Source organism: Dinghuibacter sp., from assembly GCF_035492835.1.
Taxonomy (GTDB): Bacteria; Bacteroidota; Bacteroidia; order Chitinophagales; family Chitinophagaceae; genus Dinghuibacter.
Window position 1 is genome coordinate 37,176 of record NZ_DATJIY010000011.1, and the last position, 17,443, is coordinate 54,618.

At 60.9% G+C, this 17,443-nt stretch carries 14 protein-coding genes and 1 pseudogene; 11 read left to right on the forward strand and 4 right to left on the reverse strand.

Annotated features, from left to right (window positions below; all coding sequences use genetic code 11):
- Positions 1–9: 9 nt before the first annotated feature.
- From VL547_RS00895 to VL547_RS00905, 3 genes are read left to right on the forward strand one after another with little or no spacing between them, the layout of a single operon-like run.
- On the forward strand, positions 10–936 hold the full coding sequence (locus VL547_RS00895; RefSeq protein ID WP_325574172.1) for a dihydrodipicolinate synthase family protein: 927 nt from the start codon (positions 10–12) through the stop codon (positions 934–936).
- The gene (locus tag VL547_RS00900) at positions 933–3,377 is read left to right on the forward strand and encodes a sodium:solute symporter family transporter (protein WP_325574174.1); all 2,445 of its coding nucleotides are present in this window, start codon (positions 933–935) and stop codon (positions 3,375–3,377) included. The genes VL547_RS00895 and VL547_RS00900 overlap by 4 nt, the downstream gene beginning before the upstream one ends.
- Positions 3,374–4,507, forward strand: coding sequence for a sialidase family protein (locus tag VL547_RS00905; RefSeq protein ID WP_325574176.1), 1,134 nt, complete (start codon positions 3,374–3,376; stop codon positions 4,505–4,507). The genes VL547_RS00900 and VL547_RS00905 overlap by 4 nt, the downstream gene beginning before the upstream one ends.
- 1 nt (position 4,508) lies before the next feature.
- Here VL547_RS00905 and VL547_RS00910 read toward each other — a convergent pair whose 3' ends face one another.
- Positions 4,509–4,949, reverse strand: coding sequence for an ester cyclase (locus VL547_RS00910; protein ID WP_325574180.1), 441 nt, complete (start codon positions 4,947–4,949; stop codon positions 4,509–4,511).
- Between the two features lie 254 nt (positions 4,950–5,203).
- Here VL547_RS00910 and VL547_RS00915 point away from each other — a divergent pair, with 254 nt between their 5' ends.
- Positions 5,204–6,370 (forward strand): macrolide family glycosyltransferase, encoded by a 1,167-nt coding sequence (locus tag VL547_RS00915; RefSeq protein ID WP_325574182.1) that lies wholly within the window; start codon positions 5,204–5,206, stop codon positions 6,368–6,370.
- A gap of 6 nt (positions 6,371–6,376) precedes the next feature.
- Here the strand turns inward: VL547_RS00915 and VL547_RS00920 are convergent, their stop codons facing one another.
- Both VL547_RS00920 and VL547_RS00925 read right to left on the reverse strand, forming a co-directional pair.
- Positions 6,377–7,891, reverse strand: coding sequence for a S10 family peptidase (locus VL547_RS00920; RefSeq protein ID WP_325574184.1), 1,515 nt, complete (start codon positions 7,889–7,891; stop codon positions 6,377–6,379).
- A gap of 242 nt (positions 7,892–8,133) precedes the next feature.
- Positions 8,134–9,408 carry a helix-turn-helix domain-containing protein gene (locus tag VL547_RS00925; RefSeq protein WP_325574186.1) on the reverse strand — a complete coding sequence of 425 codons (1,275 nt, stop codon included), beginning with the start codon at positions 9,406–9,408 and terminating at the stop codon, positions 8,134–8,136.
- 138 nt (positions 9,409–9,546) lie between these two features.
- On the opposite strand from VL547_RS00925, the gene VL547_RS00930 reads away from it, so the two are divergent.
- From VL547_RS00930 to VL547_RS00955, 6 genes are all read left to right on the forward strand, one after another.
- Positions 9,547–10,116 (forward strand): TetR/AcrR family transcriptional regulator, encoded by a 570-nt coding sequence (locus VL547_RS00930; RefSeq protein WP_325574188.1) that lies wholly within the window; start codon positions 9,547–9,549, stop codon positions 10,114–10,116.
- Between the two features lie 10 nt (positions 10,117–10,126).
- Positions 10,127–11,650, forward strand: a complete 1,524-nt coding sequence (locus tag VL547_RS00935) for an MFS transporter (RefSeq protein ID WP_325574190.1) — start codon at positions 10,127–10,129, stop codon at positions 11,648–11,650.
- A 92-nt stretch (positions 11,651–11,742) separates the two neighbouring features.
- The gene (locus VL547_RS00940; RefSeq protein ID WP_325574192.1) at positions 11,743–11,958 is read left to right on the forward strand and encodes a hypothetical protein; all 216 of its coding nucleotides are present in this window, start codon (positions 11,743–11,745) and stop codon (positions 11,956–11,958) included.
- Positions 11,959–12,051: 93 nt separating this feature from the next.
- Positions 12,052–13,302, forward strand: a complete 1,251-nt coding sequence (locus VL547_RS00945; RefSeq protein WP_325574194.1) for a hypothetical protein — start codon at positions 12,052–12,054, stop codon at positions 13,300–13,302.
- Between the two features lie 156 nt (positions 13,303–13,458).
- Positions 13,459–14,925 carry a hypothetical protein gene (locus tag VL547_RS00950; RefSeq protein ID WP_325574196.1) on the forward strand — a complete coding sequence of 489 codons (1,467 nt, stop codon included), beginning with the start codon at positions 13,459–13,461 and terminating at the stop codon, positions 14,923–14,925.
- On the forward strand, positions 14,883–16,706 hold the full coding sequence (locus VL547_RS00955) for an O-antigen ligase family protein (protein ID WP_325574198.1): 1,824 nt from the start codon (positions 14,883–14,885) through the stop codon (positions 16,704–16,706). The genes VL547_RS00950 and VL547_RS00955 overlap by 43 nt, the downstream gene beginning before the upstream one ends.
- On the opposite strand, the gene VL547_RS00960 is transcribed toward VL547_RS00955, so the two are convergent.
- A complete protein-coding gene (locus VL547_RS00960) occupies positions 16,679–17,119 on the reverse strand; it encodes a DinB family protein (protein WP_325574200.1) in 441 nt (146 codons plus the stop codon). The two genes, VL547_RS00955 and VL547_RS00960, sit on opposite strands and share 28 nt — an antisense overlap.
- A gap of 13 nt (positions 17,120–17,132) precedes the next feature.
- On the opposite strand from VL547_RS00960, the pseudogene VL547_RS00965 reads away from it, so the two are divergent.
- Positions 17,133–17,443: pseudogene (locus tag VL547_RS00965) on the forward strand (hypothetical protein); the annotation flags it as partial.

The following is a 17,443-nucleotide window of genomic DNA, read 5'->3' on the forward strand; positions in this document are numbered from 1 at the left end:
CTTTAGATCGTGAAAATAGACCACCTGACAGGATTGATCGCCGCGCCCTTCACCCCCATGACGGCAGACGGCAGCTTAAAATTGGACCGCATCCCCCTGTACTACCGCACCCTGAAAACCAACCGTATCCGCGGCGCCTTTATCAACGGCACCACCGGCGAGGGCGCCGCCCTCAGCCTGGCCGAAAAAAAGGCCGTCGTCGAGGCCTGGGCCGCGTGCGTGCGCAACGACCCCGACTTTACGCTCATCACGCTGGTCGGGGGCACCTGTCTCCAGGAGTGTATCGAGCTGGCGCAGCACGCGCGCGCGCAACGGCTGAGCGGCGTCGCCTTCCTGGCGCCTTACTATTATAAGCCCGCCAGCGTACACCACCTGGCCGAGGCATGTATACAAGTCGCCGGCGCGGTCCCCGACATGCCCTTTTACTATTACCATATCCCGTCCTTCACGGGTTGCTATTTCCCTATGATCGACCTGCTGCACGCCCTTGACGGCAAGCTCGACAACCTGGCGGGGATCAAATACACGCACGAGGATTTTATGGATTATCTTTCCTGTCTCCGTTTCCGGGACGGGAAGTATGACCTGCTGGCCGGCCGGGACGAGTGTCTGCTCGCGGCCCTGGCCCTTGGCGCCCGGGCCGCGGTGGGCAGCACCTACAACTATGCCGCCCCGTTATACAACCGGCTGATGGACGCCTACGCAGCGGGCGACCTGGAACGGGCCCGCGCCCTCCAGGACCGTTCCATCGCGATGATCCGGTTGCTGGGCAAGTATGGCGGCATAGCCGTGGGCAAAACCTTTATGCGGTTTATCGGCCTCGACTGCGGCGACTTCCGCCTGCCCGTGGCCAACCCGGCGCCGGAGGCCTATGCGGCCTTTACAGCCGACGCGGAATCGCTGGGATTTGGAGACCTTTGGTCGGTTGTAGGATGAGATACCTGGCACTGATAAATTTGTTGGTCGCGCTGTCGGCTCGGGCGCAGCCGCCGGCCGCAGGAGGGTTTCCCGCGCTGCGCCCGATCGGCTGGTCGCACGCGCTCACCCTCCCCGGCCCAGGCTTTGCCGGCTCCGTCTCCGGCGTGAGCGACGGGCGCCTCGTCATGGCCGGCGGCTCCAACTTCCCGGACACGGTCAAGCGCTACTACGACTCCGTCTTCGTCTTCGACGGCCCCTCGCCCATGCGCCTGCTGGCGACCGCGCGGCTACCCGCTGCCGTTGCCTACGCCGCCAGCGTCACCACGCCCCGCGGTATCGTATACGCCGGCGGTGAGAGTAGTGCCGGCATCACCGACAAGGTATACTTGCTGAACTATACCGATGGGCACGTGGAGACCACGCCGCTCGCGCCGCTGCCAGCGGGCCTCACCCACGCCGCCGCGGCCTGTTGGAATGGCGCGGTGTATATTGCCGGCGGCGCAAGCCCGCAAGGCCCCACACGGACCTTTCTCCGGCTGAACGCCGACGGCGTCTGGGCCCGCCTCACCGACCTGCCGCACCCGATGACCGACGCCGTACTTACCGCCGAAGGCGACGCCCTCTACCTGATCGGCGGCCGGAACACGCCGGCCCATCCCTACAACCAAACTTGGGCGTTCGACGGTGACCGCTGGACGGAAAAGGCGCCGCTTCCCTATACCCTGTCTGCCGCGACCGGGGTGGGGCGGGGGGCGAATTACGTCCTCGTTTTCAGCGGAGACAAAGGGACGCCGCCCTTTAGCAGGGACGTCCTCCTATACAACACCGTCACGGATACCTGGACGCGCCTCGACACCCTGCCTTTCGACGGCCAGGTCACGACCAACGCGCTCTATTGGGACAACGTCATCATCATTCCCGGCGGGGAAATAAGACCGCGCATAAGAACCCCGGTCGTCACCCAGGGGACGGTCGCCAGACGCGCCTACTTCTCCTGGCTCGACTACGTCATCCTCGCCCTCTATTTCGGCCTGATGGTCTTTATCGGCTGGTGGACCTCGCGTCACCAATCCACGACCGACGATTATTTCAAGGCCGGTCACAAGATCCCCGCCTGGGCATCGGGGCTGAGCATCTTTGGCGCCAAGCTGAGTGCCATCACATTCATCAGTATTCCTGCCAAAACATTCGCCACTGACTGGACCAACCTCTTTTTCCTGATGACCATCGTTATGGTCATGCCCGTGGTACAGCGGTTCTTCATCCCTTTTTACCGGGACCTCAACGTCACTACCGCCTACGAGTACCTCGAAAAGCGGTTCAACTACGCCGCCCGTTTCCTCGCCTCGCTGTTGTTCGTGCTGTTACAGATCGGGCGGATGGGGATTGTCCTGTTGCTGCCCAGCCTGGCGCTCACCGTCGTCACGGGTATCGGCGTCGTCCCCGGTATCCTCGTCATGGGGATCGTCAGCGTGGTATACACCGTTCTCGGCGGCATCGAGGCCGTCATCTGGACCGAGGTGGTACAGGTGCTCATCCTGCTCGGCGGCGCCCTCCTCACGCTGGTCATCATCCCCTTTATGATCCCCGACTGGCACGCCGCGTGGACCGACCTGATCGCCCGGCACAAGCTCCGGACCTTTGACTTCCGCTTCAATTTTTCGACCACGACCTTCTGGGTCGTCGTGCTGGGCGGGCTCGCCACACACATCAACATCTATGGCTGCGACCAGACCGTCGTCCAGCGCTACCTCACGACCAAGGACAAAAAGGCCGCCGAACGCAGCCTCCGGCTGGGCGCCTGGCTGACCGTGCCGTCGTCGCTGCTCTTTTTCTCGATCGGTACGCTGTTGTATTTATTTTATAAGACGCATCCGGGCCAGGTCAATATCGCCCTCGACAACCAGGATACCATCTTCCCCTGGTTCATGGTCAGCCAGCTCCCCCGCGGCGTCGCCGGTCTCGTTATCACCGCGATCTTCGCCGCCTCCATGGGCAGCCTCAACAGCAGCGTCAACGCCGTCGCCACCGTCGTGGTCAACGACTGGGCCCGCCACTTCCGCCCGTCGCTGCCCGAGCGCGCCTATCTCCGGATGGCCCGCTGGACCACGCTGGGCATCGGCGTCTTCGCCACCGGCATTGCCCTGCTCATGGCCGCGTGGAACATCCCCTCGCTCTGGGACCAGTTCAACATGCTCGTCGGTCTCTTCACCGGCGGCACCGCCGGCGTCTTCCTGCTGGGGATGTTCAGCCGCCGCACCAACGGCCCCGGCGTCGTCTGCGGCCTCGTCGCCAGCGGCCTCGTGCAATATTTTATGTTGACCTATAGCCACCTCCAGCTACTGATGTATGCCGTCACCGGCCTGGGCTCCAGCCTGCTGCTGGGCTACGCCTTCAGCTGGTTGTTCAAGCCCGACGCGCATTCGCTGGAGGGGTTATTATATAAGAAAAACGCATGAAAAAGCTTCTCTTCTTCCTCACGCTTTCCTCGGCGCTTACGACAAGCGCACAGGTTTCCGTCTTCGTCTCCGGCCAGGACGGCTACAAAGCCTATCGCATCCCCGCCCTCCTCCAGCTCCCCGGCGGCGACCTGCTGGCCTTTGCCGAAGGCCGCGTCAACGGCCCGAGTGACTGGGGCAACATCGACATGGTCATGAAGCGCTCCACCGACGGTGGCCGCACCTGGTCCCCCTCACAGGTCATCGTCGACTTCGACACCCTGCAGGTCTCCAACCCCGGCCCCGTCTACGACAAGGACACCAAGAGGTTGTTCCTGTTCTACAACAGCGGCACCGTCCCCGAGCACCAGATTCGTATGGGCCAGGGCGTCAAACGCTGCTGGTATGTTACTTCCGACGACCAGGGCCGCACGTGGTCCAAACCCATCGACATCACCAGCCAGGTCGACCTGTTGAACAAGCCCGACATCGATCCGTCCTGGACCCATACCGAAGACTGGCGCTACTACGCCAACACCCCCGGTCACGCTTTCCAGATCGGGGACGGCCCCCACGCCGGCCGCATCTTCGTCGCTTGTAACCATACCGCCGGCCCGCCCCGCGGCCGCACCATGGACGGCGACGCTCACGGCTATTACACCGACGACCACGGCAAAACCTTCCACCTCGGTAACTCCATACAGGTCCCCGGCGCCAACGAAGCCACCGCCCTGGCCCTCCCCGGCGGCACGGTCATGATCAACACCCGCAACAGCGGCGTCGACCGCTGCCGTATCGTCGCCCTCAGCGCCGACGGCGGCCAGACCTGGGACACGACCTGGTACGACCACCAGCTCCCCGACCCCGGCTGCGAAGGCAGCATCGTCGCCGCCGGCTCCCGCAAAGGCAAACCCGTCATCGCCTTTTGCAACGAGGCCGCCCACAAGCGCGACAGCCTCACCCTGCGCATCAGCTTCGACGAGGGCCGCACCTGGCCCATCAGCCATCTCCTGGATCACTCCGACAACCCGGCCCTCAGCAAAAACTACTCCGCCTATTCCGACATCGCCTGGCTCGGCGGCCACCGCATCGGCGTCCTCTACGAAAAGAACAACTACGGCGAGATCGTCTTCACCGTGGCGAAGTGGTAGGCTAGCGCTCCGCTGGCTTCGCCGGCGGCGCCTGCGCTCCTCCGAACGGCAGGTTCGCCGGCACCACCCCCAGCTGCTGCAAAAACCCCAGGCGGTCGCTCTCCATCCACGCCCGCACGATCTTCCCGTGCCCGACGTGGTACCACGCCATTGCGTGCGTCGTCATCCTTTTCCCCGTCGGCGGTATCCCGCGGAACGCGTTTTTATTCGTCCCGACCCATGACCACCGCACCACGACCGCGTCGTCCTCCGCCACGATGTCATCCACCGACCACCGCACATCCGGAAAAGCCCCGATCACCGGGCTCACCGAGGCCATCAGCCCATCCACTCCCTTTTCCCCCGTCGGCCCCATATAGGCCGGGTCCACGATCTCGCTCAACCGATCCAGCTTCCGCTCGTTCAGGAGCTCATACAATCTTTTGACTACTTGCTTGTTCATAGAACTTTCCTCCTTAAAGGACACCATTACAAAAAGAGCAACCGCCCCCATGACTACAGTGCGCATCATTTTTTATACAAAACTCGCGCGCACCCCGCCGGGGAAATTGTAAAAAATCACTGAATTCCGGAATGCGGCCGATAGCCGGCGCCGCGCCCCCGCTCACCGCCCCAAGCCCCCCTTTCGCCGCCATAATCCCCCCACTGACCGACCGGTCCTTCCCCGCGGCCCCGCCGGAAACTAGTTTTGCCCCCATGAGCAACGTCCTTTTCCTGGGTCTCCCCTCACACGGTCATATCAACCCCACGCTGGGGTTGGTCAGTGAATTGGTCCGCCGCGGCGAGCGGGTCGTCTATTTTGCGTCGCCGGCATTCAAAAACGACCTCGAGCGTGCCGGCGCCGAAGTGCGGTTCTATGGCGCCGACCTCGACCTCTTCACCCAGAAAGGTAAAATCCTGGACTTCCTCTCCGAAGCAGACCACCTCATCGGCGACATGCTGGAGCAGATCGAAGACGAAACCTTCGAGTACATCGTCCATTCCGCCGCCTTCCCGTTTGCCGGGGCCGTGCAGCAAATCCTCCAGGTCCCGAACATTTCCTCGCTGGCGGTCTTCGCCGGTTTGAACGCCTTTTTGGAGAAACCGCTGGACGACCTCACGCGGGAAGCCTATGCGAATTTGAAAAGGCACCTGAACAAAAAATACGCCGTTACCCTCCCCGACAACCCTTACGCCCTCCTCTTCAACACCGGCGTCGTCAACCTCGTCTATACCTCGAAGTATTTCGCCGCCCCGTTGACCGACTTTGACGACACTTTTAAGTTCGTCGGCCCTCCGGTATACGACCGCGGCGACCACACCGGCTTCCCGTTCGAAAGGTTACAGGGCAAAAAGGTCCTCTATATCTCCCTGGGCACCGTCTTTAGCCAACACAACCCCGGACTGTATGACGTGTTCACCGACGCCTTTGCCGGCTGGGATGGTATTGTCGTGATGGCCGCCTACAACGTAGGGAACGTAAAAGCCCCGGACAATTTCATCGTCCGTCCTTACGTCCCCCAAAACCAGGTATTACAACGCGCGACCGCCGCCATCACCCACGCCGGGATGAATTCGCTCAACGACCTTATCCACTACGAGGTTCCCTTTGTCTCCCTCCCCATGGGTGCCGACCAGCCGTTGCTGGCCAAAAGGGCCGCGGAACTCGGCGCGACGATCGTGCTCGACGCGCGCACCGTGACCGCCGAAGCGTTAAAAACCGCCACCCAACGCGTCGTCACCGACCCGGACATAAAAGAAAGCCTCGCCCGCATCCACGGCAGCTTCGAAGAAGCCGGCGGCTACCCCTGGGCGGTAGCTGAGATCTTCGCCGCCGTAAAAGAAAGGGCGCCGCAACCGCGGCGCCCTCAACAAGTTCAGTAAAAAAACTTAGTACTTCGACGGTTCCCCCGGCTTCGGCGTCGACTCCGCGATAAACTTCCGCAGGTTCTCCGTAGCCTCGACGAGGTCCGATTTCCGCAGGTAGAGCATGTGTCCGCTGCGGTACCCCTCCCAGTGGAGGCGATCCTTCAGCCGTCCGGAAGGATCGATCTGCCAGAGGCTGTACTTCGCGTTGAAGTAGTCGCAGGCGCCGTCGAAGTAGCCGGACTGGATCAACAGGTGGAGGGACGGGTTTTCGGCTATGGCTTGCCGTAAGTTCTCCCCGGTGTGGTCGTTTTTGTTGTCCCACGGCCATACGTTCCCGAACATATTATACTTAAGGTCGGTCTTGTAGCCGAGGTCGTTCCGCAGGTAAATCTGCATCGCGGGGGTAAAGGAGTGGAGCCAGGAGGTCAGCTCGGCGTTGTAGTCCGGGCCTTCGCCGGCTTTTTCGCGGTCGATACCCCTGTAGCGGGAATCCAGCCGGCCGACGGTAAAGCCCTTGTCGCGGAGCAGCTCCTTCCAATAGAAGTCGAAGGGGATGGACAGGTTGTGCGCGAGGATCGCGTCCACCGACAGACCGGAATAGCGCGACATCTTTTCGGCGATGGCGCGTTTACCCGCCTCGTCCAGGTTACCCCCCATGCTCAGCGCGGGGATCAGCTCCTTGATCGTAAAATCTTCGACCTCGGGCAGGAAAGCCGTCAGGTCCTTTTGCTGGAGGTCCGCGGGCAGCGCCTTATGGTACCAGGCGGTGGCGGCCATATAGGGAAGACGCAGCGCGTCGCTGACCGGACCGCTCCGTTCGATGCCGAGTTCGGTAGGGGAGACGAGGACCACGCCGTTGAGGTACATCCATTGAGCGTCCTGGAGCTCCAGCGCCAGCCCGGAGACGCGCGTGGTCCCATAGCTTTCGCCGATCAGGAACTTGGGGGAGGCCCAGCGGTTCTTCCGGGTGACAAAGGTGCTGATCCAACCGGCCAGGTACCGGATGTCTTCGTTCACCCCAAAGAATTCCGTCCCCGGGACGTCCTTGGATACCGGTCGCGAGTAACCGGTGTTGACCGGGTCGACATACACGATGTCCGCCACGTCCAGGATCGAATTAGGGTTGTCCTGTACGCCGTAGGGCTGGACGGGGTTGCCTTCGTCGTCGATGTTGAGCCGGCGGGGTCCGGTATACCCGATCTCCATCCACACCGAGGGCGTGCCGGGACCGCCGTTAAAAGAAATGACCAGCGGCCGGTTCGCGCGGTCCGTCACGTCCGAACGTTCGTAATAGGTAAAGAAAACGCCCGCTATAGGTTTACCGTCCTTATCCCAGACTGGCATCGTCCCCGCCGTAGCGGTATAGGGCACCTTTTGCCCCTTGATGGTCACTTCATGGTGGGTCGTGATCGCGGAATCGATATTGAGTTCCAGGCTGCCCGGCGGCATTTTCCCTGAACCGCCTTCCTTTTGCGCCTTCACCCCCAGGGCGATCCCCCCCAGGAGGACCAGCGATAGTAGTCGTTTGTTGCTCATGTCAAGTATTATATAATAAATATAGGAGCCCGCCGCCCAACACCGAAAGCCCTTTGGATGGGCGGTAAACGCCCCCGCAAAACAAAACGCCCGCTGCGAGAGCGGGCGATGGTTATGATAGCAACACCAATCAGAGGTAAGCAAAACCGGACGAGTGTTGTCCATTTACGGGAACTAAAGTAGTAAAGTCTGTCCCTAAAGACCACATTTTCAAGCGTTGGACGGATAAATCCTAAGAGGATTTATCCATTATCCTCCGATTTGATAGCATTCAGGTATTCTGAAGGGCTTTGACCCGTGATCTTTTTAAAGACGAGGAAAAAGTTGGTGCGGTTGGAGAAGCCGCACTTCTTACCAAGTCCCTCCATCGACAGCTCCCTCCACACGCCCTGGGCAAACAGGTGTTTGGCGTGGTCGACCCGGTATTGGTTCATCAGGTCGGTGTACCGGATCCCATAATGCTGGTTGATGACATAAGACAACTGGTGGAGGGGTATCCGGGTGGCGACCGCCATGTCCTGGATGGACAGTTTGGCCTGGAGGTAGGGTTGCTCGTCGGTCAGATAGCTTTCGATGACCGGCAGGTACTGGGCAATCAGCCGTGCGTTGACCGGCCGCGCCTCGGGAGCAGCCGACTCCAGGGTGCCCTCCGAATCCGGCACCGCGGTCAGCACCGGCGTAACCACCGGAATGACCACCGGCGTAACCGCCGCCGCCGGCCTGTCGGGGATCGATTCCGGTTTGGGCAGCCCCGGCGACCGCGGCTCGCGCCCGCGCAGGCCATAGAGGGCGTCCGGTACCGACAGCAAGGCGACCGACGCCACGAAAAAGCCGCCAAATAATATATACACGATCACCCGGTAGTCGTGGGCTACGTACATCCCTTGCCCCGTGGATAACCCCTGGGCGGTCATTATGGCCACGACCGGGGCGAAAGCGGTCTGGAGTATGGTCAGCGTCAACAGCCAACGCTGGATACGCCGGGTCACGGCACGGTGACGGATCACCAGCCGCCATTGGAAATAAAGATATATGATCGCCTGCGCCGGCCGGAGGATAAAGTGCAGCCGCAGCGGTATGACCGAAATATGCTGTTGATAGAACTGGTTGTAGTTCTCCATCGCGTTACCGATGTATTCCGATTTGGAGATGGAGGTGAGCCCGAGGTTGAAGGGCAACAGGTCCATAAACAAGATAAAGAAGGGAAGGAAATGCCACCAGTCCTTTTTTGTCAACCGTTCATGTTGGAGCACCATCATCCGGACATACAGGTAGGCGCACGGCGCGATAAGGAAAGACAGGGCGGGGCCCCAGCCGGCCAACCAATAGACCTGCGGGTAAGCCTTGGTGAGCGTCAGCAGGTAAACCATGTTGTACCAGGCCATGCTGAAGAAAGCGATCCCCAGCAATCGGTTGGCGACCTTGTGTTCTGCGGTGGAACGGATCAGCAGGAAGGAAACGATGAACGCAAGCGACACACCCAGGAAGTAAAATGCATTCTGGTAAGCAAAGCCCATGCGTCAAAGATAGCGATCCTCCCCGACGACCTTTCCGTATTAACGGATCATTAAACCCGTTATATATAAAGGTACTGCGATCATCCGCGGTCGATTGAAAAAAATGGACAGACTTGTCTGTTTATCCCCTATCTTTGTATGGTGAAAGCAAAAAGCACACCCCGGGAACGGGTCATCGCCACCGCCAACCGGCTCTTCTACGAGCAGGGCTACCAGGCCACGGGGATCAACCAGATCATCGACGAGGCTTCGGTTGCCAAGGCCAGCCTGTACCAGCTGTTCCGGTCGAAGGATGACCTGCTCGTCGAATACCTCGTGCGGCGCGAGCACGATTGGTGGGCGGACTTCGATGCCTTCAGGGAGGGTACGCCCGAGGGCAAAAAGATGATCCTATCGCTGTTCGACTACCGCATCCACCTGATCCAGGAGGACCGCTACCGCGGGTGCTGTTTCAAAAGGATTGCCTACGAGTTGCCCGACCTGGAAGGCCCCGCCGCGGACATCATCCGCGAGCATTCCCTGGCGATCAAGGCGCTGGTCGCCAACCACCTGAAAATACACAACCCGGGCCTGACCCGGTTGGAAGCCAGCGACCTCTGTGAGCTGATCGTGAATCTATACGAAGGATCGGGGATCCAGGCCTTCCTTTTCCATCACGTAAAACCCGCGGAGGACGCCCGCCGAACCGTACAAAGACTACTCGCTTAATTTTTTTCATATGCTTGAAACAGACCAGTCTGTCCAGATCGCACCGGCGCCGCACGATGCCACGCCGCACGCGGCCGCCCCGCACGCGCCGGCGCCGCATGCGCCCACGCCCCCGGCATCTCCCAAGGCCCCCTGGCTCGCCCTTTGGATCATCCTCTTCGGCCCCGCAATGACCGTCCTCGACGTCTTCGTCGTAAACGTCGGACTGCCGACGATACAATCCTATTACCACACGACCAACGCCAACGTCCAGCTCGTCGTGGCGTCCTACCTCGTGGGCTACACCGTTTTCCTCGTCATGGGCAGCCGGCTGGGCGACCACTTCGGGCGCAAGCGGCTGTTCTGGACCGGCCTCGTCCTGTTTACGCTGACCTCGGCGGGTTGCGGTTTTGCGTGGTCCATCGACGCGCTCGTGACGTTCCGTTTGCTACAGGGGCTGAGCGCCGCTTTGGCGGTACCCCAGGCCGTTACCCTCATCCATTTGTATTTCCCCGACCCGCGCGACAAGAACAAGGCGTTCGGATACTATGGCCTGTCGCTCGGCGTGGCCACCATCCTCGGCCAGTTCCTCGGTGGCTACCTGGTTTCCGTCCATTGGATAACGGACAGCTGGCGGCTTATCTTCCTGGTCAACCTGCCCATCGGTGCCGTGGCGACGATCCTCGCGGTATGGAAGCTCCGGGAGTCCAAACCCGCGCACCCCGGCGCCTTTGACATACCGGGTCTGGTCCTGCTCACCGCTTTCCTGGGCGCGCTCATCTACCCCCTGATCCAGGGACGCGAAAAAGGCTGGCCCGCCTGGTCCATCGCCCTGCTGGCGGTCTCGGCGCTCCTCGGGGCCCTCTTTGTCGTCGATCAGCTCCGCAAAACCAGATCCCACCGCAATCCCATCGTTCACTTCGAGCTTTTCCGCTACCGGAGCTTTTCGATTGGCGTTTTGTCGTTGCTGTTTTTCTTTGGCGTACACAACGCTTTCATGTTGCTCGGCTCGCTGTATTTCCAGGAGGCGCTGCACTTCCCGCCCCTCAAGGCCGCCGGCTACTTCGTCATGCTCGCCGTCTCCTTCATGGGCGGCTCCTTTACCGCGAGCCGCGTCATCGGCCGCTGGGGCGCGCGCGTACCGCAATGGGGCGCCGTGCTGATGCTGCTCACCTTGTTGTTGCAGGCGTGGTTCTTTGCGGTCGGCCGCGTGTCGCCCGCCGCGATCCTCATCCTGTTCACGATATATGGCTGGGGTTTTGGCTTTGTCCTCCCCACCATGGTGAACGTCACGCTCCGGGACATCCCCGAGTCGCTCGCCGGTATCGCCAGCGGCGTCTACTCCACGCTCCAGCAGTTCAGCTCCGCCATGGGCGTCACCCTGATCGGCGGCGTGTACTTCGGTCTCCTCCAGGGACTCGGCACCTGGGGCGCCTACCAGATTGCCCTTTTGTGTATGGCCGCCTACGAAATCGCGGGTCTTGTGTTACTCGAACGATTCCGCCGCCGCGCCGGCAACGCCGCCGCCGCGGGGCACCACGACGGAGGGCACTGACGAACGCTCACCTATTGACGCATTTTTAACATTTTGGGTACCGGGGCATGGCCCAGTCTTTGCAACCCTATCCAGAATAAAAACGATAGATCATGAAAACTCCATTTATTGAGCTCACGCACGAAAAGGAAGGAACCGCCGTATTTGTCAACCCGAACAACATCACGTACGTTACCTCCAACGATGACGACCGGGGAAAGTTCACCTTTGTCTATTTCAACTCCGAAAAAGACCACGTCATACCCGTCAAGGAATCATACGAAGAAGTTGTCTCGCGCTTGCACGCCGCTTTCGAAGAGCTCGCGTAATACGCGCATCCATAAAAAAAGGTCCGGCATCCGCCGGACCTTTTTTTATTCGTTCTTGTCAATTTCGTTTAAATTACCGCGAAATTTCAGGGAATGACCACAGGAAACCGGATCGCAGGGGTATTATTGTTGTTGTTAACTGTTGCCGTGGGCCGGGTCCACGCGCAGGACGAAGACCTCATCGGCTTCAAGGGAGGTTATAAGGCGTTGAGCCGTTTGTGCGAGCAAAACCTCGACGGCGCCGCCCGCCTGTTGGCCAACGACTACTCCCGCGGGTATTTCGTATCCCTGTCCATTCCCGCGGGGACGGATACCGTCGCCGATATTTCCTTCCTTACCGCCACCCCGCCCGAAATGGCGCGCCAGATCGCCTGGGCCATGCGCGGCACCAACGGCCAGTGGATGCGTCGCCCCGCTGCGCGAAAACTGCTGATCCCGATCTTCTTTTGTCAGAACGCGCCACCCAACGACTCGCTGTTCTCGCAGCTCCTGGTCACCAACAACGTGGGCTTTAGCGTGCCACGCTTCCCCGACCAATGGCCCGAGGCCGCCGAAGGGGTGTGGATACACCCGATATGCCCGCTGGTCCCGAACGGCACCCCGCGCCAGGCCCCCGCACCGGTAGCAAGCGCTCCCGCGCCAGCCCCAACCACCACCGCGCCGACAACGACCACCGCGCCGGCCCCGACATACACGACACCGCCGACGCCCGCGAAGACCGCTCCCGCCTACACCCCGCAACCCACGCCCCCGCCCGTCGCCGCCGCCCCCGCGGCCCCGACATACGACACGACCTCCGCCTCCGGTATCTTCAAGGCGAAAGTCGACTTCGACGGCGGCGTCGTGATCTACGGCAACAACTTCCCCATCGAAGAAAAGGGCCTGTTGTCCTGGTATCCCATCGACTACGCCGCCTACGGCACCGTCCGCGCGCGTACGTCCCCCACGGCGAAAGACTACCAGGAGTTCCCGCTGGGCGACATCTATGGTTTCAAAAGCAACAATATTTCCTTCGCCTACATCAAGTCCAATAAAGAATACCTCGCCGTCATCGCCAAGGGCGGCCCCTTCTACCTGCTGCTCGACGAGCGCAAGCAGACCGGGTACAACGGCTCCAACACCATCGACGGCATCTTTATGTACGCCCGCAGCCTCGACGGCCAGCTCAAGGAATTCACCCGCAAGAACATCGACGCCGAATTCGGATCGAACCCCCAGATGGCCGCCGACATGCAAAGCCTGCGCAAGGAATTGAACAAGCACTGCGTCTCGATGACCCGTGGCGACTTCGAGGCCTGCCGCGAGCTCGCCAAGGACTACCTCGCGAAGTGGCCCGGCCACTAGGCGACCCGCCCAACACGCTCCCCCAAAGTGCGCCCCGCCCACGGAGCACACTCTCCGAAATTTTTTTTCGGGAAAGCTTGCATTTCCCCGGAATTTCTTTTAGTATCGTTGGATAATCAGCATAGCTAACGACCTCTTAACCTTAAACACCATCGTATGAAACCGATTCGCCTTGCCGCGGTGTCCCTGGTGGGCATCGCCCTTATCCTCTTTGTCATCAACGCCTGCCAGAAACCGGTCAAAAGTACCGCCCCCCTGTCGCAAACATCGCCCGACCCGGCGTCGACGCGCTCCTGGTTCGAGAACACCGCGATCCCCAACGAAAATGCCGCCGTCGCCTCCGGCAAAAAATTACTGGTTCACGACGCACCGCTGATCCAATACCCGCGGTTGGCCGGCATCGGCAAGCTTATTGACTGGGACAACGCCCGCATGTACCATGCCGGCAGCGCCGAAAACCTCGTCGTGCCTTTCAAGGAGTCGCTACATCCCTTTTCGGACCGGGATTTTGAAGCCGCGCGGGCCATCGTTTTCTCCGCCGGACCCAAGGGCGTTCCGCAGTTCAGGATCGTGGAAGTCATCAGCAACAAGGGCGGTCACCTGAATCCGGACATACGCGACGTGGCCGCAGCCGTGACGGGTAAAACGGCGCAACCCGTCAGCGGAGTCGATGCCCATGTGATCGTCTACAATCGCTATTATGCCCGGGAAGCGATGTACACCTATAGCAACGGCTCCCCCTCCCCCGGGACCATGAGTATCGCCAACGTCCCGCACGGTTACCGATTCGGCGACACCCGGACGGCCCTGTCCACCAAGGTCGCGCTGGGCTGTAGCGGTAGCGGCGGTTACACCGAGGACGACATCTATTTCATCTACTACAGCCCCGCCACCGGGTTGGATTATGTATACGAAGGTCCGGACATCAACTTTTCAACCAGCAGCGGTTACGGGAATCCTCAGAACGGGTACACCCTCCCGCCGCCCGGGCCCATTCCGTACAACCCCTGCGACCTGGCCACGAGCCTGGAACAGAATACGAGCTTCAACGCGGGTCTGACCAGCCTCCAGAACGAGCTGAACAATGGTTATGAGTCGGCCTTCCTGATAAATGCCCAGGGCGTTCCGCAGGCGCAGATAAACGGCGGCCCGTACGGGCAGAATATCGCGTGGAGTACGGCCATGTTCAACAATACGACCGGGTTCGTGTTCAACCACGAATATGAAAGCGCCGGCTACTCGTCGATGTTCAACTTCCTGGACATGACGAACCTCGCGATGATCTTTACCCTGTGTACCCCCGCCGGCTCTCCCAACGACTACATCTTCTCCGTGACCACGCCGGCCGGGTCGTATTTGCTCGTCATCACCGATAAGGCCGCGTGGGTGAACTTCGCATGGGCTTTTATGGGTAATAGCTCCACCGTGAATGGCGATCTGTTCACCGTCTACAACTACTACATCAACATTTATAATTCGGATGCCACCAACGAGGTCAACTTCTGCGCCTTTTTGAACCAGGTCAGCGGCGGTTCGGGGCTCACGTTGATGAAGCTGATCTGGGGCGCCTGGCAGACCGTATGGTACGACGACAGCGGCAACCCAACCTACACGCCTTGCTGAAGCCGGGGCGGCTTGCCGCCTGGGCCGCATCGTCGTGCGTCTTCGTCGCCCTTCCCTATCTCTACCAACGGCGCTTCGACACCGCGATCATCCACTACGACGTATATGCCGTGTGGGCGCTCGGCGCAGCCGGTCTGTGCTACCTGGCGGCTACACGGATGGCGCGTGCATGGCTGCTGCTGGCGGTATATATACTTATCGCAGGCATTCCGTATCTGCCCCGGGACTCCACCTTGTCCGCGATCGCGACGTTCATGGCCTGCACGGGCATCTTTTGGCTGTGCAGGCGCGTAATCGCCACCGATCCCGTCGCGCTTTACGCCGGATTGCTGTCCGCCTTTGCGGTCCAGGTGACGTTGGGAGGGTGGCAGGCGTGGCAAAGCGGCGGCCATGACTATGATATTCGGGGATGGCTGTACAATTCGGGGTATTACGCGAACTATATCCTTTCCATACTACCCCTGCCCGTGGCCTGGCTCGTTTTCCCGCCGGAAGACCATGGCCGCCGGCGGTATGTATGGCTCCTGCTGGCGGCAGCGACCGCCGCGGGCTCCGCGTTACTGTTCATGACGCTGGCGCGATCGGCCATCGCCGGATATGGCGCGGCCCTTGCCTTTCTCTTTTTGAAGCGGTACAAAACGCGATGGTTATTCCTGATGGCCCTGGTTCCTTGCATCCTGGCGGCAGGGTATGTTTTGTGGCAGGCGAAGGCGCCCTCGGCCCGCGGACGGCTTCTCATCTGGAAGGTTACGTCCACCATGATCGCGCGGCATCCGTTGTCAGGTATCGGCGCCGGCAATTTCGCCGGGGACTATGGTCGATACCAGGCCGGCTATTTTCAAACCCACGACGCGTCGCTGGATGAACAAATGCTGTCGGGGGACGTACTGGAGGCCTTCGATTGTCCGCTCCAGATCCTGGCGGAATACGGATGTATCGGCTTTTTGTGCTGGACGCTGTTGATCGTGTCGGTCTTGCGGCCACGGCCGCCGTTCCGTCCGGAAAACCTTATCGGTCACACCGCCTGCCTCCTCGCCCTCGGCATCAGCAGCCTGGGCTCCAACCCCTTTCATTGTCTGCCCGTCCTGGTGATCGCCGTGTGCCACGCGGCCGCGTACCTGGGCAAAGCGCCCGCACCCCGCGTCGCGGTGAAGCCATGGGCGGCCGCCCTCGGCGCCCTATTACTTTTATTCACCGCGTATACCGCCCTTACCGATGTGACATGGTCTGCCGCCGCCGACAGCGCCGCTACCGCGGGCTTTTCAAAGGCGGCGCCGGCATACCGGGCATTGTATCCGTTGAAACGATGGGACTGGCGCTACCTGTTCAATTACGGCGCCGAGGCGGCCCTGGGAGGACAAACGGGATTATCCGCCGCCCTCCTGGAGCGGGCAAAGATCTTTGGGTCGACCGCCGACCTGTACCTGTTCCTCGGCGACGACTATATGGCGATGGGCGATTACGAATTGGCACGGCTGAATTATACGACGGCCATGTATATGATCCCTTCACGCCTGCTTCCCCGTTACAAGCTGGTCCAGCTCTACGACAAATGGGGCAGGGGAGACGAGGCCCGCCGGCTGATCGACGAATCCCTCCAAAGACCGGTCAAAGTCCCTTCCGTATTCACCAACCAGGTATTTTCCGAATGGCGGGCACGCCTCCGCGCACCCGCGCCGCAGCCGCCACCCGCGCCGCCTCCGCGCACCCGCGCCGCAGCCGCGCGACACTCCGCAGCCGCGCAACGCGCCCGTCAAACGTCCAGCAACCTCCGGTGGTAATTAATCTGCCCCAGGTGATACCCCAGGTGTATCGCCAGGTGCGTGAGGAAATACCCAACGCTCACGCGCCCGTCGCTCACCTCCTCGGGATACTCCGCGTCCCGGTCGCCCAGCCCCGCCAGCGTGGCGTCCACGACGGCGGCGACCTCGCGCACCTGCGCCAGCAGCGTCGCACGCGGTATCCCTTTACCGGCGAACTCGAAGGGTCGGTCGCGGACATAGCCGCTGCCGCCAAGCCGGGCGCCGATATACGTGTTGAGGTTCCCGACCAGGTGCATGCACAGATTCCCGGCGGAATTCGCGATATTGCCGGAGACGCGCCAGAGCGCTTCCTCGGAGCGATAGGATTCGATCTCGGCGTATAACCTGTCGAGGTCGCGTTTGTAAAAAGTACGAAGGGCAGATATATTCATAAAGAGATATAAGATGCGAACTGTTTTCTTGCGAGCCACGCTCATGATCGCCACGCTCATAACCGCCACGGTCATACCCCCCGCCGCCGCCACCCCCCCGGGCGCCACCACCCCCCTCGACACCACCGGTCTCTACCGCATCGTCGCCACCCGGAACGGCCGCGTAATATATGCCCATTCCTTCAATGGCCACCCCGACACCGCGCTGTGCAACAACCAATCGCTCACCAAGAGCGTCGTCTCCCTGCTCATCGGCATCGCCATCGGCAAGAAATACATCCCTTCGATCGACGAACCCATAACCACCTACTTCCCGGAGCTGAA